Genomic DNA, 21,114 nt, shown 5'->3' with positions numbered 1-21,114 from the left:
ATGCCGACGATGCATCTCTCCGCGCTGGCCCAGCTGGGCTTGACGGGTCTGCTGGTGGCGCTGCTGCCGTTGACCATGGTCTGGGTGTCCGCGGACGCCAATAAATACCGCAAGCTCGTGTGGATCGCCGTCTTCCTGACGGTCGACCTGATCATGTTCGGCGGTTTTACGCGGCTGTCCGATTCCGGCCTGGGCTGTCCCGATTGGCCAGGCTGTTATGGTTCCGCCAATCCTTTCCTCGCGCACGAGCACATCGTGGCGGCGGAAACCCTGATGCCGACGGGCCCCGTGACGGTAGTGAAAGCGTGGATCGAAATGACGCACCGCTACCTGGCCATGGCCATCGGCGTCTTGATCGTGGCGATGATGGTGCAGGCGTGGCGCCAGTGGAGAAAGAGCAAGCGCGAGGAATTCGCCCCCGCACTGCCGACGGCGCTGTTTTTGTTCGTCTGCCTGCAGGGCGCGTTCGGCGCCTGGACGGTGACCCTGAAACTGCAGCCGGTGATCGTCACCATCCACTTGTTGCTGGGCATGGGCTTGCTGGCCATGCTGACGTGGCTGGGCGGGCGCCAGGATCATGCCGTCAAACCCTTGCTGCGCGCCGATGCGGATGCTGCCGTGCTGCGCCCCGTGCGCGCGCTGGCTGTCATGTCGCTCGTGCTCTTGACGGTGCAGATCGCGCTCGGTGGCTGGGTGAGCACCAACTACGCCACGCTGGCCTGCACGGATTTCCCCCTGTGCGGCGGCAAGGTCATTCCGGAGATGGATTTCGAGCATGGTTTCCACCTGTGGCGCGAACTGGGCAAGACGGCCGCCGGCCACTATTTGCCGTTTTCCGCGCTGACGGCCATCCACTGGGTGCACCGCAACTTCGCCTTCATCGTGCTGGCCGGCATCGGCTATACCGTGTGGCGCGCGTGGAAATTGCCATCCTTGCGCGGCACGGCCCGCTGGGTGGCGCTGGTGCTGGCCCTGCAGGCGGCCACGGGCCTGGCGACCATCTACCTGAGCTGGCCATTGTCGATTGCCGTGCTGCATAACGGCGGGGCGGCGCTGCTCGTGTTGTTGCTGACCATGTTAAACTACAAGGCTAAATTCCAACTCGATGTAGCGCGCAATGTTCAGCGCGCTTGCGCCGCCGCGCCAGTGCCCTCGGCACCAGCCAGTCCTTCCCGTACCGCATAAATGACTACTCAGACCATCAGCCGTAAACCATCCCCCCGCATCGCCCAGTACTGGGCGCTGACCAAGCCCCGCGTCACGCAGCTGGCCGTATTTTGCGCCGTCATCGGCATGTTCCTGGCCAGCGAGGAGTTGCCGGACTGGCATGCGGTGGTGTTCGGCACCATCGGCATCTGGCTGCTGGCCGGCGCCGCGTTTGCCGTCAATTGCCTGGCCGAGCGCGAGATCGATGCGCGCATGGCCCGCACGGCGCGCCGTCCGATGGCCATGGGCGACATCACGGTGAAACAGACGGTGGTGTTCGCGCTCGTGATCGGCGGCCTGGGCATGGCGATTTTGTATCACCTCGTCAATCCGCTGACCATGTGGCTGACCTTTGTCACCTTTGTCGGCTATGCCTTGATCTACACCATGGTGCTCAAACCCGCCACGCCGCAAAACATCGTCATCGGCGGCCTGTCCGGCGCCATGCCGCCCGCGCTGGGCTGGGCGGCCGTCGCCAACGACGTGCCGATGCAGGCGTGGCTGCTGGTCCTGATCATTTTCGTCTGGACGCCGCCGCACTTCTGGGCGCTGGCCATGTACCGCCGCGACGATTACGCGCGCTCGGGCCTGCCCATGCTGCCCGTCACGCACGGCATGCAATTTACGCAATTCCACGTCTGGCTGTATTCGATCGCGCTGGCCGCCACCACCTTGCTGCCGTATGCCGTGCGCATGAGCGGCCTGATCTACCTGGCTTCGGCCGTGCTGCTCAATGCGGGCTTCCTGTATTACGCGTGGAAGATGTACCGCCACTACACGGACTTGATCGCGCGCAAAGCGTTTACTTTTTCCATCATCTACCTGGCATTGCTGTTCGCGGCCTTGCTGGTCGATCACTACATTCCCCTCGGCACATGAAAAAATACCTGACCTTGTTGTTGGCGGCCGCGCTGGCCGTCGTCCTCGCCGGCTGCGGCAAGCCTGCCGCACCGAAGCTGGCATTCAAGAACACGGACGTGACGGGCCTGGGCTACGCGCGCGAATTCGCGCTGACGGACCACACGGGCCACCCGCGCACGCTGGCCGACTACAAGGGCAAGCTGGTGCTGATGTTCTTCGGCTACACGCAATGCCCGGACGTCTGCCCCACGACCATGGCCGACATGGCGCAGGTGATGAAGGAAATGGGTCCGCAGGCGGACCAGGTGCAGGTGCTGTTCGTCACCGTCGACCCCGAGCGCGACACGCAGCAATTGCTGGCCCAATACGTGCCCGCTTTCGACAAGCGCTTCGTGGGTCTGTATGGCGATGCGGCCGCGACGGCCAGGGTGGCCAAGGAATTCAAGGTGTATTACGCCAAGGTCGAGGGCGAAACGGACAGCAGCTACACGGTCGATCACACGGCGGGCACCTATGTGTTCGACCGCGAAGGCAAGATCCGCCTGTTCGTGCGGCACGGCGAAAAGCCTGCCGCCATCGCGCACGATCTTAAACTTCTGCTATCCTGATCCGGTCGCGCCCCCGGGCGCCATCTTCAGGATACGCAGTACATGGATAAACGTTTCGAGCCGCACGCCCGCCTGGCAGCCATCATCTTCTTGTTGATCGGCTGCTTTTTCGTCTTGCGGCCCTTCCTGGCCGCCATGCTGTTTGCCGCTTGCGTGGGCATTTCCAGCTGGCCCCTGTATCTCCTCCTGCTCGACCGCCTGAAAGGCCGGCGCAACTGGGCGGCCGCCATCATGACCCTGTCATTGCTCCTGGTCATCGTGCTGCCGCTGGCCCTCGTCACCTACAACCTGGCCGATAACGTCTCGCGCATCTATGAACAGTTGCGTACGGCGCTGGAAACGGGCGGCCTGCATCCGCCCGCCTGGCTGGCCAGCATTCCCGTGGTGGGCGACACCATCGCCGGCTACGTGGAGCGCCTGCTCGCCGATCGCGAGGAATTATTGAATTTGGGCAAGACGATGCTGGAGCCGGCGCGCCATTTCCTCGCTTCCGGCGGCATCCTGCTGGGCACGGGCCTGGCGCAGACCAGCCTGGCCGTGTTCGTCAGCTTCTTCCTCTACCGCGATGGCCAGCAGCTGAGCCGTGCCTTGATGACGGGCGCCGGCCGCATCATCGGCGACAGCGCGCCCGGCGTGGGTCTGACCATCAGCCGCACCGTGCGCGGCGTCATGTACGGCTTGCTGGGCACGGCGCTGGCGCAAGCGCTGGTGGCCGTGGTGGGTTTCCTGATCGCCGGCGTGCCGGCCGTCGCGCTGCTGGGCGTTGCCACCTTCATTTTTTCGCTGATCCCCGTGGGTCCGCCTCTGATCTGGGGCGGTGCCGCCATCTGGCTGTTTTCAGACGGCCAGACGGGCTGGGGCATTTTCATGCTGGTGTGGGGCGCGCTGCTGATCAGCGGCGTGGACAACGTGGTCAAACCCATGCTGATCAGCCGCGGCAGCAGCCTGCCGTTCTTGCTGGTGTTGCTCGGCGTGCTGGGCGGCGTGCTGGCCTTCGGCTTCGTCGGCATTTTCATCGGGCCGACCCTGCTGGCGGTGCTGTACAGCCTGTTGCAAACGTGGACGGTGGGCGAGACCACCGTGCCGCAGGGCAAGGATACGATTACCTTGAAGAAGTAATCAGTCGCGCAAGTCCGCATCGAGATCGCGTTCCTGCTTCGGAATCACCTTGATCAGCACGATGCGGGGCCCGTTCATCTTCTTGACGACGATGTCGAAGTCGACGAAGGTGATGCGCTGGCCCTGCTTCGGAATGTCTCCCAGCTTGACCATGATCAAGCCGCCCACCGATTCCACGTCGTCCAGCCCCAGTTCCTCGTTTTCGATATCGATGCCGAGGATGCGTTCGAGCGAGAAGATGGGCAGGCTGGCCTTGCCGATCAGGGTGCCGTCGCTTTGCTTGAGCCAGTCGTTTTCATTGCGGCGGAATTCGTCGCGGATTTCACCGACCATGGCGCCGAGCAAGTTATCGAGCGTAATGAAACCCAGCGGACGCTTGCCCTTTTCGCCGATCAGGGCGAAGTGCGGCGCGCCGTCGCGAAAGCGCCGGAACAGTTCCAGTGCCGGCGTGCGCGCGGAAATGATGTCGACGGGACGCAGGAACGGCGTGAGCGAGGTGATCGGCTTGCCCGCCTGCTGGGCAAAGAACAGGTCCTTCAGGTGCACCACGCCCAGCACGTCGTCTTCATTCGTGTCGAAATACGGGTAGCGGCTGAAGCGGTTGCGCAGCACCGTGTCGAGGTTTTCTTCCAAGGTGTTCGAGGCGTGCAGGGCGATCACTTCATTGATCGGGCGCATCAGGTCCGACACCGTCATCTGTTCGAAATCGAGCGATTGCGCCAGGATGTTGCGCTCGTCGCGCGTAAATTTCTCGCCGGGCTGGCTGGTGCGCAGGATCAGCTTGAGTTCTTCGGACGAGTAATGGGCATCGTGGCCGCCCTTGCCGGACAGGCCCGCCAGGCGCAGCACCCAGTTGGCGCTGGCGTTGAGCAGGTAGATGGCCGGATACATGGTCCAGTAAAAGCCGTACAGGGGAATCGCGCTCCAGAGGCCGACGGCTTCCGGGTTGCGGATGGCCATCGATTTGGGCGCCAGTTCGCCCACGACGATGTGCAGGAAGGAAATCACGCTGAAGGCGAGAACGAAGGAGATGCCGTGGATCAGCTCTTGCGAGGTGACGCCGACGGCGCCGAACAGCGGCTCGAGCAAGCCGGCGAACGCCGGTTCGCCGACCCAGCCCAGGCCCAGCGAGGCCAGCGTGATGCCCAGCTGGCAGGCGGACAGGTAGGCGTCCAGCTGGCCATGCACCTTGGCCAGGATGCGGCCCCGCAGCCCTTGCGTCTTGGCGATGGCGCGGATGCGCGTGCGCCGCAAGGTGACGATGCCAAACTCGGCGGCAACAAAAAAACCGTTCAGCGCGACCAGGAAGAGGGCGAGCAGGACTAGCAAGACATTGTGCATGGGGGCGCAAAAGATGGGCTGTTAAAACGTCATCTTAAACGACGAAGGCCGCCATAGCCTAATTTAGCCGCGCGCCCCGCCCGTGCAGGCGGGCGCGCGCGGCGGGTTTTTCGCGCTTTTCAGCCTTTGGCCGCCGTTTGCGGTCCGCCGCGCATGGCAAACACCATGACGGCCGAGACGATGGCGGGGATGGCGACGACGAGGAAAATCGTGCTGTTGGGCCAGTTCAGACGGATCAGCTCGCCGCCGAGCACGGGACCGATGATGGAACCGATGCGCCCGATGCCCAGGCTCCAGCCGATGCCCGTCGAGCGCAGGGTGGTCGGGTAGTAGCTGGCCGCCAGGGCGTTGACGGCGGGCTGGCCGCCCACCACGCAGAAACCGGCGATGAAGATCGTGATGAACAGGAAGGCCAGCGACACGTCGGGACGGCCGATCAGGGCAATTGCCACGGCAGCGACCAAAAAGCACGGCAGCAGGATGCGGCGGAAGCTGGAGCGGTCGATCAGCTGGCCCATGACGAGGGTGCCGATGGTGCCGCCCACTTGCAGGGCCGTGCCCGCCAGCACGGCGTTGGCCGTCGACAGGCCCGCTTCCTTGGCGATGGTCGGCAGCCAGTTGGATAGGAAATACAAGTTCAGCAAGTTCATGAAATTGATGACCCACAACAAAATCGTCATCTTGGCGCGGCCGCCCGTAAACAATTGCAGCACGGGCGCGCCTTTGTGTTCCTTTTCATGCACGACGTATTGCGTGTCGGCCGTGATGTTGACGGTGGGATCGATGCGTTTGAGCCACTGGGCGACTTTATCCAGCTTGCGTTTCTTGAGCACCAGGAATTGCATCGATTCCGGCAGCAGGAAGAACATCAGCACGCCGATCACCAGCGGCACCACGCCGCCCACGTAAAACACGGATTGCCAGCCGAAGGCGGGAATCAGCGCGGCGGACAATAATCCGCCCAGCACGGCGCCCAGGGTAAAGCCGCACGAGACCAGCATCATCAAGGTGACTTTCTTGCGCAGGGGGCTGTATTCGCCGGCCAGCGCCATGGCGTTCGGCATCACGGCGCCCAGGCCCAGTCCCGTGATAAAGCGGATCAGCTGCAATTGCTCGATGGTGGTGGCCAGCGGCGTGACCAGCATGCACAGCGAAAAGAAGATGGTCGAGCCGATCAGCACGGGACGGCGGCCGAATTTGTCGGCCGTGATGCTGAAGACGAGCGAGCCGACCAGCATGCCCAGCAAGCCCGCGCCAAACACGGGACCCAGGTTGGCCTTGCTGACATGCCAGTCGGCAATGATGGCGGGCGCCACATAGCCCATCGCCTGTACGTCGAAGCCATCCATGATGACGCACAGCCCGCACAGGATCAGCATGCCGATCTGGAAGGAGCCGATCCTGTTGTTATTGATGAGATCGGGAATATCGATCGTCTTGCCTGCCGTGGACATGGTGATGCTCCTGTTTTTTTATGGTGATCGCACCCTGCCGGCGAGGGAGGCGCGCGTGTTTGTCTCAGGCTTTATTACAATCGCTTTTGATTGATTATTCAAACGTTATTTTCGAATGGATTTATCAGCTTTCCTTGTTAATCTTTGGCTGGCCCTGGATGGCGGCCAGGATGACATCGAGTGCCGGGTGCATGATCTTGCGTTCGTTTGAAATGACATAAAACTGTTCGCGCAGGGATGAGGCGTCGCCGACCAGCACGGCGCCGAATTGCTCCTCGATATCGGCCGCCAGGCTGGCCGGGGCGAAGAACAGGCCCAGGCCCTTGCGGCCGAAGGCGTTGAGCATGGCGTTGTCCTCGAATTCACCGACCACATCGGGCCGCACGCCTTGCTGCACCATCCATTCATCGATGCGCCCGCGCAAGGCGTTATTGCGCGCCGGCAGCAGGAATGGTGCGCCATGCAGGCTGTGCGGGAAGTTGTCGCGGTATTGTGCGGCCAGCGCGGGGATGCCGAACAGTTTCATGGCGCTTTCGCCCCACAGGTGGCTGGACACGCGCAGGCTGGCGCCGGCCGGCACGGCGCGGTCCGTCAACACCAGGTCCAGCTTGTGCAGGGCCAGGTCGGCCAGCAAGGATTCAAATTCGTCTTCCAGGCACACGAGCTTGACGGGCTGGTCCAGGCTGCGCGTGGCGTCCAGCATGCGGTAGGCCATCAGTTTCGGCAGGGAATCGGAAATGCCCACCGTCAAACGCATCTTTTCCGCGTCCGTATCGGCCAGCGCATCCTGCATCTGCTCGCCCAGCAAAAAAATCTGGTCCGCATAGCCGAGCGCCAGCCGGCCCGCTTCCGTCGGCACCAGGCGGCGTCCCTGCGGCTGCAGCAGGGAGCGGCCCAGTTCCTTTTCCAGCAGGGCCAGCTGGGTGCTGATGGTTTGCACGGCCAATCCCAGCCGTTCGGCCGCGCGCGTCACGCCGCCTTCCTTGGCGACCACCCAAAAGAAGTACAAATGGCGGTAATTGAAGCCCGTGGTTTTCATCGCGATATCCTATCTTCTGTTTTTACGAAGTAATACTTCCATTATCTTCTATTTTTAAATGTGTGACATGTCCCTATACTATGTTTCATTAAATCTAGATAACGGGGAACTATCGATGAAGCATTTCAGAGTGTCATTTCTAGTGACATTTATCTGCCTGGGCATTTCCGCCTGGTGGGGTTACACGCACGGTGGCGTGCAGACGATGCTGGCGGCGCTCGGTATCGCGGTGATCCTGGGCGTGATGGAAGTCTCGCTGTCGTTCGACAACGCGGTGGTCAATGCCTCGGTGCTGAAGAACTGGGACAAATTCTGGCAAAACCTGTTCCTGGGCGTGGGCATCATCATCGCCGTCTTCGGCATGCGTCTGCTGTTCCCGCTGGTCATCGTGGCGCAAGCGGCGGACCTGGGCTTGACGGAAGTATGGAATCTGGCACTGAGCAATCCGGAACAGTATTCGATGCACCTGACGAATCACCACGCGGAAGTGGCGGCATTCGGCGGCATTTTCCTGCTGCTGGTCTTCCTGAACTTCCTGCTGGACTCGGAAAAAGAAACGCACTGGCTGGGCCGTATTGAAGAAAAATTGGGTGCGCTGGGCAAGATCTCGTCGATTTCCGTGATGATCGCGCTCGGTACCCTGATGGCCAGCCTGTCGATGATCGAAGAAGGCCAGAAGCTGGTGGTTTTGACGGCAGGCCTGTGGGGTATTTTGACCTACGTGGGCGTCGATGTGATCAGCGGTTTGCTGGAAGGCGATAACGGCGACGGCAACATGGGCGACATCATCAAGCGCGGCGGTATTGGCGGCTTCCTGTATCTGGAAGTGCTCGACGCCTCGTTCAGCTTTGACGGCGTGATCGGCGCGTTCGCCATCACCAAGGATGTCGTGATCATCATGCTGGGCCTGGCGATCGGCGCGATGTTCGTGCGCTCGATGACGGTGTTCCTGGTGCGCAAGGGCACGCTCGACGAGTTCGTTTATCTGGAGCACGGCGCGCACTATGCGATCGGTATCCTGGCCGTGATCATGTTGGTCAGCATGAAGTTCCACATTCCCGAGATTTTCACGGGTCTGATTGGGGTGGCCTTCATTCTCGCCTCGCTGTGGTCGTCGATCCGCTACAAGCGCAGGATGGCCCTCGAAGAAGGCCGGACGGAAGCGCTGGAAGCGGTCAAGGCAGTGTAAAGAATGCGCGGCAAACGACTACACCCGTTTGTCGGCAAGTTGCAGCAAGCGTCGCCGCCGGCCTGGGGAGTCAGGCCGGTGGAGGACGCCAGGTGTTTGATCATATACAACCCACATAGGAGAAATACATCATGGCAATCAGTCTGCAAAAAGGCGGCAACGTTAACCTGAGCAAGGAAGCCCCCGGCATTTCGAAGATGATCATCGGCCTGGGCTGGGATGCCCGCGCCACCGATGGCGCCGCGTTCGACATCGACGGTTCCGTATTCCTGTTGAAGGCCGACGGCAAGGTTCGCGCCGACGTCGACATGATTTTCTATAACAACCTGAAGTCGAGCGACGGTTCCGTCACCCACTCGGGCGACAACACCACCGGCGCCGGCGATGGCGACGATGAAACCGTCGTCGTCGACCTGGCCACGGTGCCGGCCGAGATCGACAAGATCGCCGTCTGCGTGACGATTCACGATGCCGAAGCGCGCAAGCAAAACTTTGGTATGGTATCGAAAGCGTACGTGCGTTGCGTCAACGCCAACGGCAACACGGAAATCGCCCGCTTCGACCTGTCGGAAGACGGTTCGGCGGAAACGGCCATGGTCTTCGGCGAAATCTACCGCAACGGCGGCGATTGGAAATTCAAGGCTATCGGCCAGGGATATAAAGGCGGTCTGGGCCCACTCGCCGCATCGTTCGGCGTCGGCGTATAAGTTGTAAATAATCAAGGCGGTCCGCAGCGCGGGCCGCCGCCATCACCATCATCGTTGAGGAAGGAACAGTTGAATGCCGGTTTTTAATGTAACAGGGGACGTCGACCCGTTTCTGCATGTGTCGCTGGCCAAGGGCGAGAAGATTTATTGCGAATCCGATGCGATGGTGATGATGGAAACCAATCTTGAGCTGAAAGGCAAGATGACGGGCGGCATAGGCGCTGCGCTGATGCGCACCTTTGCCAACGGGGAATCGTTCTTTCAGCAGCATATCGAGGCCATGCGGGGCGACGGCGACTGTCTGCTGTCGCCCACCTTGCCCGGCGCGATGCGGGTGCTCGAGGTGGGTGCCCAGCAATACATGATCAGCGACGGCGCCTTCGTGGCGGCCACGTCTGGCGTGGAATTGAAGGTGCGCACGCAAAGCCTTGGCAATGCGCTGTTTGCCCAGAGCGGTGGGTTTTTCATCACCGAGACGGCAGGCAGCGGCCAGTTGGCGGTGTCCGGTTTTGGCGCGATGTCGGAACTGGAAGTGACGCCTGGCAAGGACGTGGTGATCGATAACTCGCACGTCGTATGCTGGGACAACCGCCTGCAGTACGAAATTTCCATGACGACCGGCAGCAGCGGCGGCTTTCTGGGCAATTTGATCAATAGCCAGACCAGCGGCGAAGGCGTAGTACTGAAATTTTCAGGCACGGGAAAAATCCTCGTGTGCTCGCGCAACCGCGCGGCCTTCCTCGCCTGGACGCAAAGCAAGCCGGCGTAACTAATATTTGATGTAACTAAGCAAACAGGAGCTATGCGTATGTCTGTCAATTTGAGCAAGGGCCAGAAGATTTCTCTGGACAAAGAAGCTGGTACCACCCTGACCCGTATCACCATGGGCCTGGGCTGGGATGCGGCCAAGACCAAGGGTTTCCTCGGTTTCGGTTCGAAGACGGAAGCCGTCGACCTGGACGCCTCGTGCGTCATGTTCGATGAAAACAAGGGCACGTCCGACATCGTCTGGTTCCGCCAGCTGAAAAGCAAGGACGGCAGCATTGTCCACACGGGCGACAACCGCACGGGCGCGGGCGATGGCGACGACGAACAGATCAATGTCGATCTGTCGAAGGTGCCGGCGCACGTGAAAAGCCTGGTCTTCACCGTCAACAGCTTTACTGGCCAGAACTTCTCGCAGGTGGAAAACGCCTATTGCCGCATCTTGAATGCCAGCAATAACCAGGAAGTCGCGCGTTTCAACCTGTCTGTGCAAGGTTCCCACACGGCACAGATCATGGCGAAGCTGTACCGCCATAACGGCGAATGGAAGATGCACGCCATCGGAGAAAACGGCAACGGTCGCACGTTTGACGACCTGATGCCCCAAATCTCAGTGCATCTATAAGGAGCAGTACGCAGCGGGCGGGGGACGGACCGGATACCGGCCCTTGTCCGCTGCTCTATTTTGAAGGAGAGTATGTCGTGATGCGATTGCTGATAGCCTTGCTACTTCCGTGTCTCACGTTTTTCATGCTGGGGCGCCCGCTGGCCGGTGCCGCCGCCTTGATCTTGCAGTGCACTGTGATCGGCTGGGCGCCGGCGGCCCTGTGGGCCCTGTACACGGTGAACCAGCATAAAACGGAGCAGGAACTGGAAGGTGCGTTAAGCCGCAGCTACATGCGCAGGCGTAGTCGCTTGATTTAAGGTCGATTGATCTAAATCAACCGGGCGCCAGGAATCCTTGCGCTAAAGCCCGTACGAGCGATCGTGCGGGCTTTTTTGTGCGCGTGCGAGGCGCTACTCATCGCTTTCGGCTGGGCATATTGCCGCTTGTGCGGCCTCTGGCGAGGACGTTTCCGCTGCCGCCAGCAGGGTGTCGACGGTGCTGGCGTCAACGCGCTTCATGTCTTTCGACCACGATACGAGTAAGGCGAAAGACAGCAACAGGCTGATCACGCCGATGACTAGCGTAAGACCGATGCCCCATTGCGACCACTTTCGTTGTACCAGGTTGAAGTGTTCAACACTTTGCCATTTTCCATTTTTCCAGGCCATCTCACGGCCTTTGATGCCCAGCCAGATGGCAACCCCGATGCCAACGTAGGGGATCAGTGCGAGTAAGCCTATCCACGTGCGGTTGCCGATCGCCCATATCCAGTTCAGCAGGAAGGCGCCCCAGCTCCAGCCAGCCACACCGGCAGGCAGTGCCTCGGCGGCGTCACTGCGCGCGCCGCAGTTGGCGCAAAAGTGCGTCTTGCCTTCCGCTTGCTGCGTCCCGCATGCCGTGCAAAACATGGGCTATCCTTCACGATGAATGGTGACCAGGCGGCTGCGGTGCATGGGTTTATCCCCCGCAACAGCCGTACAGTGCATTCTTCTTCGTCGACGTCATGGCTGTCTTGATTACAATCAAGAGTTACCCTTGTCGTGACAGGCAGCTCATTTCTTGCAGCGTATCGGCACGTTCACGGAATTGCCGTCTGAGCTCAGGTTACGGTATTGCAAATCTTCGCTTTCGATGGCGAAGCGGGGCACGGCGTGCACGTAGCGCTGCTTGCAGACCGTGTCGTCATTGATCAGTTTGCCCGCCAACATGTAGTCGCACAGCGCGAAGCGCGATTCCTCGTCGTCGAGGATCAGCACGCGCGCGGCGCTGTACAGCGCCGATTGCAAGACGTCCGGGCTGCAGTTTTCCGGCCCCGTCAGTTTCAGATGGGTTTTCGTCTGCGTGGCCAGGCGTTGCAGCTTGACGAGGGCGGCGCGCTCTTCCTTGCGGGCACTGTCGACTTGGGCGTCGCCGCTGGACAGGCGCAGCGCCAGCGAGGCGATCTGGTCGATGGAAATATGCCAGGCAAAGCCTTCGAGGCGCGTGCGGATCTGGCCGGGCAGGGGATCGGCCGCATCGACTTCGCAGCGGTACTGGCCCAGGTGGGGACGGCACAGCACGGGAATGGCAAAGGCCGAGGTGCGCTTGCCCTTGACGAATTTCTGGCTCAGGTCGCCAAAGTTTTCATGCGTGATGGTATCGAAGCGGGCTTGCCCAAAGCCCATCTTGACGAGGTTTTCCTTGCGCTGGCGCGAAAACAGGGCATCGACGGCGTCGTAGATATTCTTGTTGAAGATGCGGTCCAGCGGCTGGCGCTCGTCCGACATCTTTTCGAAGACGGCGCTGGAATTGGGCGCGTTGGCGTCGATGGAAATGAGGATGAAGGGCTTGCTGTTCAGGCGCGGCGGCACGACGGCCATGTCGTTGCCGTACAGCTGCGTCAGGGCCACGTCCCACAGGGTTTCCACGCCCAGGTTGTCGGCCGCGCCGCCATCGAACAGGTGCACGTAGGACGGCGATTCGCGCGACTCGGAACCGAGCTCCGGCACGAACGTATTTTTCGGACGGAAACGCTCGAAGGTGACGGAATCGAACACGCCGGGAAAGGCGGCCGAGGTGGCCACGGCCGTTGCCAGGCGGATATCCTGGATCGGCGAATGCAGGGTGCCGTAAAAATACTCATAAGAAAACACCACGCGCTTGCCGCCATCGGTGGCGTCCGTCGCGTTGGCCAGGAAGATGGGGCCATCGTGCGGCAAGTCCTCGTAGGTTTTCTTGTCGTACAGCACATCGTCGAATACGTCGGACAGGAACGAGGTGCGCGTCTTGTTCGTCAACAACATCGTCGTCAGGTTGGCAGGTTTCAAAATGGTCTGGCCGAAGAAATCCGTTTTCAGCTTGCTGCGCAGCAAAGGCCAATCCGTCTGCTTGCCATGCAGCGCATAGTAGCCGCCCGCGATGGCGCCGCCGGACACGCCGGAGATGGCCGAGGCGCCGCTGACGAGGCCGAACTCTTCCAGCTGCTCCAGCGAGGCGGCCGAGAAATTGGCTGCGCGGCTGCCCCCGCCGGACAGGGCGATGCCGATGAAGTGGTCGTTGGGCATGGGCTGCTGGATGCGCGCCTTGGGCGCGTCGATGCGCAGGCGCGGGGCTTCCTGCACGGTGAACGTGCGGTTTTCCACGCCGCTGTTGGGGCGCAGGGCGAGTACCGTGCAGCCGCTCAGCAGCGCAACGAGGATAAATGGTGCGAACAAGCGTGGCTTCATGCGTGATCTGTGCGTAGTCATTGGTTGGGATACGGACGGAAACGTGTGCGATTCTAGCAAACTTGCTGGTGATTAAGCATGCAGCTGATATGCGAGGAGGGCGGCGTTGTAGCCCGCGTGTACCAGTATGGGCGCCAACAGCGCGCCGCTGCGTTCGTACGCGAGGCCCGCGCACAGGCCCAGCACGAAGGCAGGCAGCATCGACACGGGCGGATGGACGATGGCGAAGAAGGTCGCGCCGATGGCGATCGCTTGCCAGGCCGGCAGCGAACGGCGCAAGCCGCCCTGCAGCAAGCCGCGGAAAATGAATTCCTCGCACAGGGGCGCGGCCAGCACGCCCAGAGCCAGCAGCCACAGGCTGTCCCACGAACTGTCGCCCGCTGCCGCCGCAGGTGCTTGCAGCACGAGCGTGCAGGCGATGCCGCAGAGAGCCGATACGGCCGCGCCTGCCGTACCCCAGCGCCAGGGGTGCCGGCCTCGTGCCATGCGCGGCACGCCGGCCGTCTTGCTGCGCCAGTAGACCAGGCGCAGCAGCACATACGTGAGCACGCCAGCCACCTTGTCCTTGAGCAGGATCAACAGCAGGATTTGCAGAATAAAAAACAGCATGGCGGCGATCAGGCCGTCGGCTGCCGTGACCCTGGCCGGCGGCGAGGCGGACGGGTCGAGCAGGTAGGGCAGCGCATCGCGTGCTTTTTGCCACAGGGCCACGGCCAGCGCCGCCGTCAGCACGACAAACACCAGTTGCTGCGCCAGGCTGCCGGCCGCCAGCGCGGCGATGTACAGGCCGGTCAGCAGCAGGTATAGATACGTGTAGGCGGGCCGTATCTTTACCGCCGCCTCGGTGGCCAGCGGATCGCTGGCAAACACGCCCAGCGCCACGGCGATCGCCGAGTACAGGGGGATACCGGCCAGGGCCAGCAGCATCAAACCCGCCATGTCCCACCGCCAGGCGTCTTGCCAGGCCAGCGCCGCGCTGAACAGGATCAAGGGGTAGAGCAGGGCCAGCGCGGCCCACAGCTGGGCTTTTTGCCGCAGCGCCTGGTCGACGGCGACGGGAAACGTGTACAGCAGCCACAGCGCGCCGCCTTCCTTGTTGAGGGTCTGGAAGGCCGACATCATCAGCACATAAGTGCCGAGGAAAAAGCCGGTAGAGGCCAGCAAGACGGGGCTGGACAGCAGCTCGTGCAGGTCGCGTGCCTGGCCCGAGAACAGGGCCTGGCCACCGAGGATCAGCAAGGGCAGCAACAGGGTTTGCACGAGAAAATTGCGGTCGCGCAGCAGCAAAGTCAGCTCGCGGCGCTGGATCACCGTGCCGGGGCGGGCGCGCCACTTGCCAGCGGACTGGTTCGCAGGGGAGCGCTTGCGGCCGGCCTCGCGCTGGCCCGCGCCCACCACGCCGTGGCGCAGCTGGCGGCGCAGCAGGGCCATGCCCAGCTGCATCAAGCACAGGCATTGCGCCAGCAGCAGGACGGCCGGCAAGGCTGCTGCCGCACCTTGGGCATTGAGCAAACTCACCAGCAGGCCCGGCGGCGTCCAGCCGGTCCAGGCCGGCATGGCCGCCGCCCACGCGTGGGCAAAGCCGCCCGTACCCATGCCGAACGACATGCCCATATACATGGGAAACAGGCCGGCCACCGACAGCAGGGCCTGCAAGTTGCCCAGCTGCGCAGGACTGAGCGACAGGCGCAAGCCCGTGTCGATCAGGGTACGCAACATGGCCGCCAGGGCCAGCAGGAGCAGGCAGGCAAACAGCCCCGACAGCGGCGAAAACCAGTCCTGGCCCGAATACCAGGCGATCATGGTGGTGCCGGGCCACAGCACCAGCAGGCCGAGCGGGTTGACCAGCGTGCGTTCGAGCACGCGCGCCCACAGCAGGGTGCCCTTGTCGACGGGCAGGGTGACCAGCCATTCCAGGTCCCAGTCCGGCTTCGACAGTTCTCCCATGCCCAGCGGCAGCAGCAGGCTCACCAGCCACAGCAGCGCCAATTGCAAGGTCAGGGCGCCCGCCAGCGCCGCACTGAACGGTTGCTCGATCAAGTGGGCGATGACGGGCGCCATCACGCGCTCGCCTGCCTGCAGGCTGCCCTTGGCCTGGCAAACGGTCACCTGGTCGAGCAGGCAATGCATGTTCAGCAGGTTGTGGCGGGCGATATTGCCGGAGGCAAATAGCATGGGCAAGACCAGCAGCGCGCCCAGCAGCCATCGCCCTCGTTTCTTTCCTGGCGTGGCGGGTCGGCTCTTGCCTCCCCGATGGAACGCCAAGCCCTTGCCGCTGACGTTGAGCAGGCGCTGCAGGCGCAATCGGGTCAGCAACCAGACGGCGCGCCAGGCGGTGGGCGGCGCCGGTGTCATGCGGTTTCGTCGGTGAGTTGCAAAAAGAGGTCTTCCAGGCTGCCGTCGCTGGACAGCTGCTGGCGGATCTCGTCCAGGCTGCCCGTGGCGACCAGGGCGCCACGGTGGATGATGGCAACCCGGCTGCACAGTTTTTGCGCCATGTCGAGCAAATGCGTGGAAACAAAAATGGTGGTGCCGGCCGCGGCGATGCGCAGCAGGCGTTCCTGCACGTCGCGCGACGCGCGCGGGTCGAGGCCGTTGATCGGTTCATCGAGGATCAGCACGGCGGGATCGTGGATCAGCGCGCACGCGAGGCCCAGCTTTTTCTTCATGCCCAGCGAATAATTGACGGCGAAATCCTCGCTCGCCTCGTCCAGGCCGAATTCCGTCAGCAGACGCGCCGTGCGCGTGGCCGCCTCGGCGCGTGGATAGCCATGCATTTCGGCCACGAATTGCAGGATTTCACGTCCTCGCAAATAATCGTAGAAGATGGGATTGTCGGGCAGATAGCCCACCTTGCGCTTGACGGCGGCGCCATCGCGGTGGCAATCGAGGCCATCGATCAGCACGCGCCCGCTGCTGGGCACGAGGATGCCCATCAGCATGCGGATGGTGGTGGTTTTACCGGCCCCATTCGGGCCCAGGAAGCCGAAGACCTCTCCTTTGCCCACTTGTAAGGTCAGCGGCTTGACGGCCTCGAACGTGCCGTACTGTTTGGACAAACCTTCGAAGCTGATCATGGTGCCCCCAGGGCGGCCAGCAGGCGCCGCTCGCCATCGGGCGTGAGGCGCAGGGCACGGCTGTCGAGTTCGCGCTCGGCCCAGCGCCGGCGCAGGGCCAGCTGCAGCAGGGCCGCCCCCAGCGCCCCGCCCAAATGGGCGCGCCGTTCGCTCCAGTCCAGGCAGGCACAGGCGAAGCGGCGGCGCTGGCGCTGCAATTGCGGCACGTCGATGCCCAGCGCCGCCATGCCGGCCGCACCCGCTTCCGACAGGCAATATTCGCCTTCGCCATCATCGTCGAGCAGCCAGCCTTGCGCGTGCAACTGGTCGTGCATGGCGACGGCGACCGTGCCGGCCATGTGGTCGTAGCAGGTGCGCGCATGGCGCAAGCGGTCCGGCGTGGAGGGTGTAAACGGCGTTGCTGGCACGCCGGCCACCACCAGCAGCGCTTCCAGCGCCCGCGCCACCTCCGTACTGGCCAGACGGTAGTAGCGGTGCTTGCCCTGCGCCAGCATCGACAGCAAACCGTCGTCGCGCAAGCGCGCCAGATGGGCGCTGGCCGTCGAGGCGCCTACCTCGGCCAAGGTGGCCAGTTCCGTGGCCGTGCGCGCATGGCCATCGAGCAGGCTGCACAGCATGCGCGCGCGGGCCGGTTCGGCGATGGCGCCGGCCAGTTGCGCCAGGCCCATGTCGGCCGAGGGAAGTTTGTCATCCATGATTCGTCCGTGGGCGAAGTGTTGTGGTGGAAGGGGCAGCATACTCGTGTCCCCACATCACTGCAATGGAATGCGCATGCCGCTCGCCGACGTTGTTATCGCCCCCACCGACCCTTTTTCCGCCGTCACCCACGCGGCACCGTATGGCTACTATCGCCGCCTGGCGGAAGGCCCGCCGCTGCGTTTCGAGGCGTCGCTCGATTGCTGGCTGGCAACGGGCGCGGCCGGCGTGCGGGCCGTGCTCGAGCATCCCGCTTGCCGCGTGCGCCCGCCGGGGCAGGCCGTGCCGCTCAACCTGGCAGGCACGCCGTGCGGCGCCATCTTTGCCGAACTGGTGCGCATGAACGACGGCGAGCGGCATGCCGTGCCGAAACAGGTGCTGGCGCGCGCGCTGGGCCAGGTGGACCTGGCTCGCCTGCACGGACGGGTGATGCAGTTTGCCGGCGACCGCGTTCCCGGCAGCGCCGCGCAGCTGAACGAGGCGATTTTTGAGCTGCCCCTGTTCGCCATGGCGGACTTGCTGGGCTTTGCGCCAGCGCAATGGCCGGCGCTGGCCGCCTGGACGCGCGACTTTGTCGCCTGTTTGTCGCCGCTGAGCAATGGAGAACAACTGGCCGGCGCGCAGCAAGCGGCCGACGCCTTGCTGCACGGTTTTACCGTATTGCTGCGCGAGGCGGATGCCTTGCCCGGCAGCTTGCTGCACGACATCGTGAGCGGGGCGGATGCCGTCGGCTGGCAGGCGTCTGGCGGCGTGCTGGCCAACCTTGTGGGCTTGCTGTCGCAGACGTGCGACGCCACGGCAGGTCTGCTGGGCAATGCCACGGTCGCTTTGTGCACGCAGCCGCAGTTGTTCGCGCAACTGCGCGCCGCGCCCCAGCGATGGCCGGCTCTGCTGCGCGAAGTCAGCCAGCATGATCCCGCGATCCACAACACGCGCCGCTACACGGCCGATGCCGTGGAGTTGCCCGGCGTGCGCATACCGGCCGGACAGACGATCATCGTCGTGCTGGCCAGCGTCGGCCAGGCGGAGTCGGGTTTTGGCCATGGCCGCCACGCCTGTCCGGGCCAGTCCATCGCGCAGACGATTGCCACGGCATGCCTGCAGGCATGGGCCGATGGGCTGGAAGACATGCCGCTGGCCTGGTCGTACCGGCCTTCGCTGAACGCCCGCATCCCCGTTTTCAGCAATGGAGAAATAGCATGATTGCCGTGATTTTCGAAGTCTGGCCCAGCGCCGAAGGACGCCAGCAGTATCTGGATCTGGCGGCCGCGCTGCGCCCCTTGCTCGCTGAAGTCGATGGATTCATGTCCATCGAGCGCTTCAGCAGCCTGAGCGAGCCAGGCAAACTGCTGTCGCTGTCTTTCTTTCGCGACGAAGCGGCACTGGCACAGTGGCGGCAGCTGGAAGCGCACCGCGCGGCGCAATCGGCGGGCAGGCACGGTGTGTTCGACGACTACCGGCTGCGCATCGCCGGCGTGGTGCGTGATTACGGCATGCTGGAGCGGCAACAGGCGCCGACCGACAGCCGCCAGCGCCACGATGTCTGACGCTTAGCGGGGCAGGGCGCCCTGCGTGATTTTTACCTTGACCCGGTAGGTGGGCGCGGCCGCGTCCAGGGCGGGCGGCGTGGCCGGATCGACGTCGAGCAGAGTGAACGTCAGGTGGTTGACGGTCACGGAGCTGGCGGCGCCGGGCATGGACTCGGACAAGACGATATCGGTGGCGCCCGCGCTGTTGAGCAAACTGAAACTGTAGCTGACGTAGCCTTTCCACACGCACACGGCGCCCTTGCGGCAGCGGCTGTCGTTGACGCGCTCGAGTTTCAGGGTATCGGTGGCCGTGATGGCGACCTGTTCGCCCGGCGAGAGCACGTGGGTGACGCTGCGCGGCGTGTTTTCCGCGTCGCCGGCGCTGCCAGCCGCGCCGCAGCCCGCCAGCACGGCCACGCAGGCGATGAACAGGGGTAACAACCATGTTCGGTACGATTGATGTAGATAGTGCATGTTTTTCCTTTCAGGTGGAGCGTCCCGGCGTGGCGTCCACGCGTGGGATGAAAATGATAATAACAAAATGATATTTTTCCGGCGCACTATTGGCGCGCTGCCGATGAATTGACGCGTCGGCCACGCGGCGCGCCGATTACTGCGTAGAATGGCTGTTTTGAAAATCAGGAAACAACCATGAAAAAAACCGACCTGGCCAAAAGCGATGCCAAGAAACTGATGGGAAAGATGAATGTTCCCGGCGCCGGTGCATTCGGTAAGGAAGCGGTGGTCGTCGACCGCCGCGAGCAGCGCAAGCGCGATCAGGCGCTGGGCCTGGTGCCGTTCGCCGTCAAGCTGAACAGCGATCTGGTGTTGCAATTGCAGACCCTGGCCAAGGAGCGCGGCGTGGATCTGAATGAATTGGTCGCCGAGCTGATCACCAAGGGCTTGGCTGCAGCATAAGGGCTGACAATGTTTATCTGTTGATAAATATCATTTATAAAACTAAAAGGCGCCTTGCGGCGCCTTTTGCATTGCGGCATTGCTTTCGATTACACGTAGGCCGCCAGGGCGCCCTTCATTTTCTTCAGCGCCGCCACTTCGATCTGGCGGATGCGCTCGGCCGATACGCCGAACTCTTCAGCCAGCGCGTGCAGCGTGGCGCCGGAACCGTCGTCGTTGGCCAGCCAGCGCGCTTCGATGATGCGGCGCGAACGGGCGTCCAGTTTGGACAAGGCCGTTTCCAGGCCTTCCGATTGCAGGCGCGTCACTTGTTCCGCTTCCAGCACCTTGGTCGGCTCGCTTTGCTCCGACGACAGGTAGGCGATCGGCGAAAACTTGTCGTCTTCATCGTCGGTCGGCGATTCCAGCGCGATGTCGCGGCCGCTCAAGCGCGTTTCCATTTCGATCACTTCTTCGCGCTTCACGTCGAGCAGCTTGGCCAGCGCATCGATCTGTTTCGGCGTCATCGCATCGAGGCCCGTCTTGTGGCTGCGCAGATTGAAGAACAGCTTGCGCTGCGCCTTCGTCGTCGCGACCTTGACCAGGCGCCAGTTTTTCAGGATGTACTCATGCATCTCGGCTTTCACCCAGTGCATGGCGTACGACACCAGGCGCACGCCCTGGTCCGGATCGAAACGTTTCACGGCTTTCATCAAGCCGATATTGCCTTCCTGAATCAGGTCGGCATGCGGCAAGCCATAGCCCAGATAGCCGCGGGCAATCGAGACCACCAGGCGCAGGTGCGACAGCACCAGCTCTTGCGCGGCGGCCAGGTCATTTTTTTCGCGCAGGCGTTTCGCCAGCGAAATTTCTTCGTCGTGGGTCAACATGGGCAGACGGTTCACGGCCGAAATATAGGCGTCGATATTGCCCAGATTGCCAGTGAACCCGAGGCCCAGCGCATTACTTTTGGTCGGAACCAATGCGGATGTTGCGGACATCATAGTCATGTTTTCTCCCTCGTAGTCGTGCTTTGTTCCAGTTGGCCACATCACACGATGTGGCCCGATTGTCTGTTCTGTTTTGCGTATTCGGTCTTGCACTTTGCAGATCGCGGCACCATCTTCATCTGGCGTCCATGGCGGTTCTGCTGTTGGTATGTCCCTATATTAGCACTCTCTGCCTGAGAGTGCCAATCAGCACATTTAATCGTCCTGATAGCCTAAATACTATGGTGATTTAATGCTTGATATATATCTCTGAACAGCGCGAGATAGCGCTTTACGACAACGTAGCCAGTCTACGGCCTCTGGC

Annotated in this window: 22 protein-coding genes; 12 read left to right on the top strand and 10 right to left on the bottom strand. The window is 62.4% G+C overall.

Translation table 11 applies throughout. The annotated features are described in order from the left end of the window. Positions 1-9 precede the first annotated feature (9 nt). The 4 genes from AC1RBA_RS24160 to AC1RBA_RS24145 are packed head-to-tail and all read left to right on the top strand — an operon-like array spanning position 10 to position 3,794. Positions 10-1,185, top strand: a complete 1,176-nt coding sequence (locus AC1RBA_RS24160) for a COX15/CtaA family protein (RefSeq protein ID WP_070290255.1) — start codon at positions 10-12, stop codon at positions 1,183-1,185. After that, a complete protein-coding gene (gene cyoE / locus AC1RBA_RS24155; protein ID WP_070290106.1) occupies positions 1,186-2,085 on the top strand; it encodes a heme o synthase in 900 nt (299 codons plus the stop codon). It begins immediately after the preceding gene. Next, complete coding sequence (locus AC1RBA_RS24150; protein WP_492420012.1) at positions 2,082-2,675, top strand: SCO family protein; 594 nt, start codon at positions 2,082-2,084, stop codon at positions 2,673-2,675. The genes cyoE and AC1RBA_RS24150 overlap by 4 nt, the downstream gene beginning before the upstream one ends. A 42-nt stretch (positions 2,676-2,717) precedes the next feature. Then, positions 2,718-3,794: an AI-2E family transporter gene (locus AC1RBA_RS24145; protein ID WP_409027231.1), complete on the top strand. Its 1,077-nt coding sequence runs from the start codon at positions 2,718-2,720 to the stop codon at positions 3,792-3,794. On the opposite strand, the gene AC1RBA_RS24140 is transcribed toward AC1RBA_RS24145, so the two are convergent. The 3 genes from AC1RBA_RS24140 to nhaR form a co-directional block, all read right to left on the bottom strand. Beyond that, positions 3,795-5,135 carry a hemolysin family protein gene (locus AC1RBA_RS24140; RefSeq protein WP_326458246.1) on the bottom strand — a complete coding sequence of 447 codons (1,341 nt, stop codon included), beginning with the start codon at positions 5,133-5,135 and terminating at the stop codon, positions 3,795-3,797. A gap of 119 nt (positions 5,136-5,254) precedes the next feature. Further along, entirely contained in the window at positions 5,255-6,589 is a 1,335-nt protein-coding gene (locus AC1RBA_RS24135; protein ID WP_492420011.1) for an MFS transporter, read from the bottom strand. Positions 6,590-6,713: 124 nt separating this feature from the next. Next, positions 6,714-7,628 carry a transcriptional activator NhaR gene (gene nhaR, locus AC1RBA_RS24130; RefSeq protein WP_492420010.1) on the bottom strand — a complete coding sequence of 305 codons (915 nt, stop codon included), beginning with the start codon at positions 7,626-7,628 and terminating at the stop codon, positions 6,714-6,716. A 115-nt stretch (positions 7,629-7,743) separates the two neighbouring features. Here nhaR and AC1RBA_RS24125 point away from each other — a divergent pair, with 115 nt between their 5' ends. The 5 genes from AC1RBA_RS24125 (at position 7,744) to AC1RBA_RS24105 (ending at position 11,213) form a co-directional block, all read left to right on the top strand. Continuing rightward, positions 7,744-8,817 carry a DUF475 domain-containing protein gene (locus tag AC1RBA_RS24125; RefSeq protein WP_492420009.1) on the top strand — a complete coding sequence of 358 codons (1,074 nt, stop codon included), beginning with the start codon at positions 7,744-7,746 and terminating at the stop codon, positions 8,815-8,817. Positions 8,818-8,948: 131 nt separating this feature from the next. Then, the gene (locus tag AC1RBA_RS24120) at positions 8,949-9,524 is read left to right on the top strand and encodes a TerD family protein (protein ID WP_070222543.1); all 576 of its coding nucleotides are present in this window, start codon (positions 8,949-8,951) and stop codon (positions 9,522-9,524) included. Positions 9,525-9,597: 73 nt separating this feature from the next. Then, positions 9,598-10,293: a TIGR00266 family protein gene (locus AC1RBA_RS24115; protein WP_492420008.1), complete on the top strand. Its 696-nt coding sequence runs from the start codon at positions 9,598-9,600 to the stop codon at positions 10,291-10,293. Positions 10,294-10,332: 39 nt separating this feature from the next. Beyond that, the gene (locus AC1RBA_RS24110) at positions 10,333-10,914 is read left to right on the top strand and encodes a TerD family protein (RefSeq protein WP_070290121.1); all 582 of its coding nucleotides are present in this window, start codon (positions 10,333-10,335) and stop codon (positions 10,912-10,914) included. Between the two features lie 80 nt (positions 10,915-10,994). Then, positions 10,995-11,213 (top strand): hypothetical protein, encoded by a 219-nt coding sequence (locus AC1RBA_RS24105; RefSeq protein WP_034784905.1) that lies wholly within the window; start codon positions 10,995-10,997, stop codon positions 11,211-11,213. Positions 11,214-11,306: 93 nt separating this feature from the next. Here the strand turns inward: AC1RBA_RS24105 and AC1RBA_RS24100 are convergent, their stop codons facing one another. From AC1RBA_RS24100 to AC1RBA_RS24080, 5 genes are all read right to left on the bottom strand, one after another. Next, a complete protein-coding gene (locus AC1RBA_RS24100) occupies positions 11,307-11,804 on the bottom strand; it encodes a zinc ribbon domain-containing protein (protein ID WP_492420007.1) in 498 nt (165 codons plus the stop codon). Positions 11,805-11,948: 144 nt separating this feature from the next. Continuing rightward, on the bottom strand, positions 11,949-13,589 hold the full coding sequence (locus AC1RBA_RS24095) for a patatin-like phospholipase family protein (protein ID WP_070222535.1): 1,641 nt from the start codon (positions 13,587-13,589) through the stop codon (positions 11,949-11,951). Positions 13,590-13,673: 84 nt separating this feature from the next. Then, complete coding sequence (locus AC1RBA_RS24090; protein ID WP_492420006.1) at positions 13,674-15,956, bottom strand: CPBP family intramembrane glutamic endopeptidase; 2,283 nt, start codon at positions 15,954-15,956, stop codon at positions 13,674-13,676. Next, complete coding sequence (locus AC1RBA_RS24085) at positions 15,953-16,678, bottom strand: ABC transporter ATP-binding protein (protein WP_070222530.1); 726 nt, start codon at positions 16,676-16,678, stop codon at positions 15,953-15,955. The genes AC1RBA_RS24090 and AC1RBA_RS24085 overlap by 4 nt, the downstream gene beginning before the upstream one ends. Further along, positions 16,675-17,373 (bottom strand): ArsR/SmtB family transcription factor, encoded by a 699-nt coding sequence (locus AC1RBA_RS24080; RefSeq protein WP_070222528.1) that lies wholly within the window; start codon positions 17,371-17,373, stop codon positions 16,675-16,677. Before AC1RBA_RS24080 ends, AC1RBA_RS24085 begins: the two co-directional genes overlap by 4 nt. A 76-nt stretch (positions 17,374-17,449) precedes the next feature. Here AC1RBA_RS24080 and AC1RBA_RS24075 point away from each other — a divergent pair, with 76 nt between their 5' ends. Further along, on the top strand, positions 17,450-18,577 hold the full coding sequence (locus AC1RBA_RS24075; RefSeq protein ID WP_492420005.1) for a cytochrome P450: 1,128 nt from the start codon (positions 17,450-17,452) through the stop codon (positions 18,575-18,577). After that, entirely contained in the window at positions 18,574-18,921 is a 348-nt protein-coding gene (locus tag AC1RBA_RS24070; RefSeq protein ID WP_492403396.1) for an antibiotic biosynthesis monooxygenase family protein, read from the top strand. Before AC1RBA_RS24075 ends, AC1RBA_RS24070 begins: the two co-directional genes overlap by 4 nt. Positions 18,922-18,924: 3 nt before the next feature. Here AC1RBA_RS24070 and AC1RBA_RS24065 read toward each other — a convergent pair whose 3' ends face one another. Next, entirely contained in the window at positions 18,925-19,377 is a 453-nt protein-coding gene (locus AC1RBA_RS24065; RefSeq protein ID WP_492420004.1) for a hypothetical protein, read from the bottom strand. Positions 19,378-19,554: 177 nt separating this feature from the next. On the opposite strand from AC1RBA_RS24065, the gene AC1RBA_RS24060 reads away from it, so the two are divergent. Continuing rightward, positions 19,555-19,821 (top strand): hypothetical protein, encoded by a 267-nt coding sequence (locus AC1RBA_RS24060; protein ID WP_070222522.1) that lies wholly within the window; start codon positions 19,555-19,557, stop codon positions 19,819-19,821. Between the two features lie 89 nt (positions 19,822-19,910). Here AC1RBA_RS24060 and rpoH read toward each other — a convergent pair whose 3' ends face one another. Continuing rightward, entirely contained in the window at positions 19,911-20,804 is an 894-nt protein-coding gene (rpoH, locus tag AC1RBA_RS24055) for an RNA polymerase sigma factor RpoH (protein ID WP_070222520.1), read from the bottom strand. Positions 20,805-21,114: the final 310 nt, after the last annotated feature.

Source organism: Janthinobacterium sp. GW823-FHT03B06 (assembly GCF_058796955.1).
The sequence above is the reverse complement of the archived record's forward strand: the minus strand, read 5'-3'. Positions and strand labels throughout refer to the sequence as shown.

Bases quoted from the DNA above. Each gene is read 5' to 3' on its own strand.
- AC1RBA_RS24100 (WP_492420007.1), bottom strand. From the start codon at position 11,804: ATGTTTTGCACGGCATGCGGGACGCAGCAAGCGGAAGGCAAGACGCAC.
- AC1RBA_RS24080 (WP_070222528.1), bottom strand. From the start codon at position 17,373: ATGGATGACAAACTTCCCTCGGCCGACATGGGCCTGGCGCAACTGGCC.
- AC1RBA_RS24090 (WP_492420006.1), bottom strand. From the start codon at position 15,956: ATGACACCGGCGCCGCCCACCGCCTGGCGCGCCGTCTGGTTGCTGACC.
- AC1RBA_RS24085 (WP_070222530.1), bottom strand. From the start codon at position 16,678: ATGATCAGCTTCGAAGGTTTGTCCAAACAGTACGGCACGTTCGAGGCC.
- AC1RBA_RS24160 (WP_070290255.1), top strand. From the start codon at position 10: ATGCATCTCTCCGCGCTGGCCCAGCTGGGCTTGACGGGTCTGCTGGTG.
- AC1RBA_RS24140 (WP_326458246.1), bottom strand. From the start codon at position 5,135: ATGCACAATGTCTTGCTAGTCCTGCTCGCCCTCTTCCTGGTCGCGCTG.
- AC1RBA_RS24075 (WP_492420005.1), top strand. From the start codon at position 17,450: ATGCCGCTCGCCGACGTTGTTATCGCCCCCACCGACCCTTTTTCCGCC.
- AC1RBA_RS24070 (WP_492403396.1), top strand. From the start codon at position 18,574: ATGATTGCCGTGATTTTCGAAGTCTGGCCCAGCGCCGAAGGACGCCAG.
- AC1RBA_RS24060 (WP_070222522.1), top strand. From the start codon at position 19,555: ATGAAAAAAACCGACCTGGCCAAAAGCGATGCCAAGAAACTGATGGGA.
- AC1RBA_RS24135 (WP_492420011.1), bottom strand. From the start codon at position 6,589: ATGTCCACGGCAGGCAAGACGATCGATATTCCCGATCTCATCAATAAC.
- AC1RBA_RS24145 (WP_409027231.1), top strand. From the start codon at position 2,718: ATGGATAAACGTTTCGAGCCGCACGCCCGCCTGGCAGCCATCATCTTC.
- AC1RBA_RS24110 (WP_070290121.1), top strand. From the start codon at position 10,333: ATGTCTGTCAATTTGAGCAAGGGCCAGAAGATTTCTCTGGACAAAGAA.
- cyoE (WP_070290106.1), top strand. From the start codon at position 1,186: ATGACTACTCAGACCATCAGCCGTAAACCATCCCCCCGCATCGCCCAG.
- AC1RBA_RS24120 (WP_070222543.1), top strand. From the start codon at position 8,949: ATGGCAATCAGTCTGCAAAAAGGCGGCAACGTTAACCTGAGCAAGGAA.
- AC1RBA_RS24115 (WP_492420008.1), top strand. From the start codon at position 9,598: ATGCCGGTTTTTAATGTAACAGGGGACGTCGACCCGTTTCTGCATGTG.
- AC1RBA_RS24125 (WP_492420009.1), top strand. From the start codon at position 7,744: ATGAAGCATTTCAGAGTGTCATTTCTAGTGACATTTATCTGCCTGGGC.
- rpoH (WP_070222520.1), bottom strand. From the start codon at position 20,804: ATGATGTCCGCAACATCCGCATTGGTTCCGACCAAAAGTAATGCGCTG.
- AC1RBA_RS24065 (WP_492420004.1), bottom strand. From the start codon at position 19,377: ATGCACTATCTACATCAATCGTACCGAACATGGTTGTTACCCCTGTTC.
- nhaR (WP_492420010.1), bottom strand. From the start codon at position 7,628: ATGAAAACCACGGGCTTCAATTACCGCCATTTGTACTTCTTTTGGGTG.
- AC1RBA_RS24150 (WP_492420012.1), top strand. From the start codon at position 2,082: ATGAAAAAATACCTGACCTTGTTGTTGGCGGCCGCGCTGGCCGTCGTC.
- AC1RBA_RS24105 (WP_034784905.1), top strand. From the start codon at position 10,995: ATGCGATTGCTGATAGCCTTGCTACTTCCGTGTCTCACGTTTTTCATG.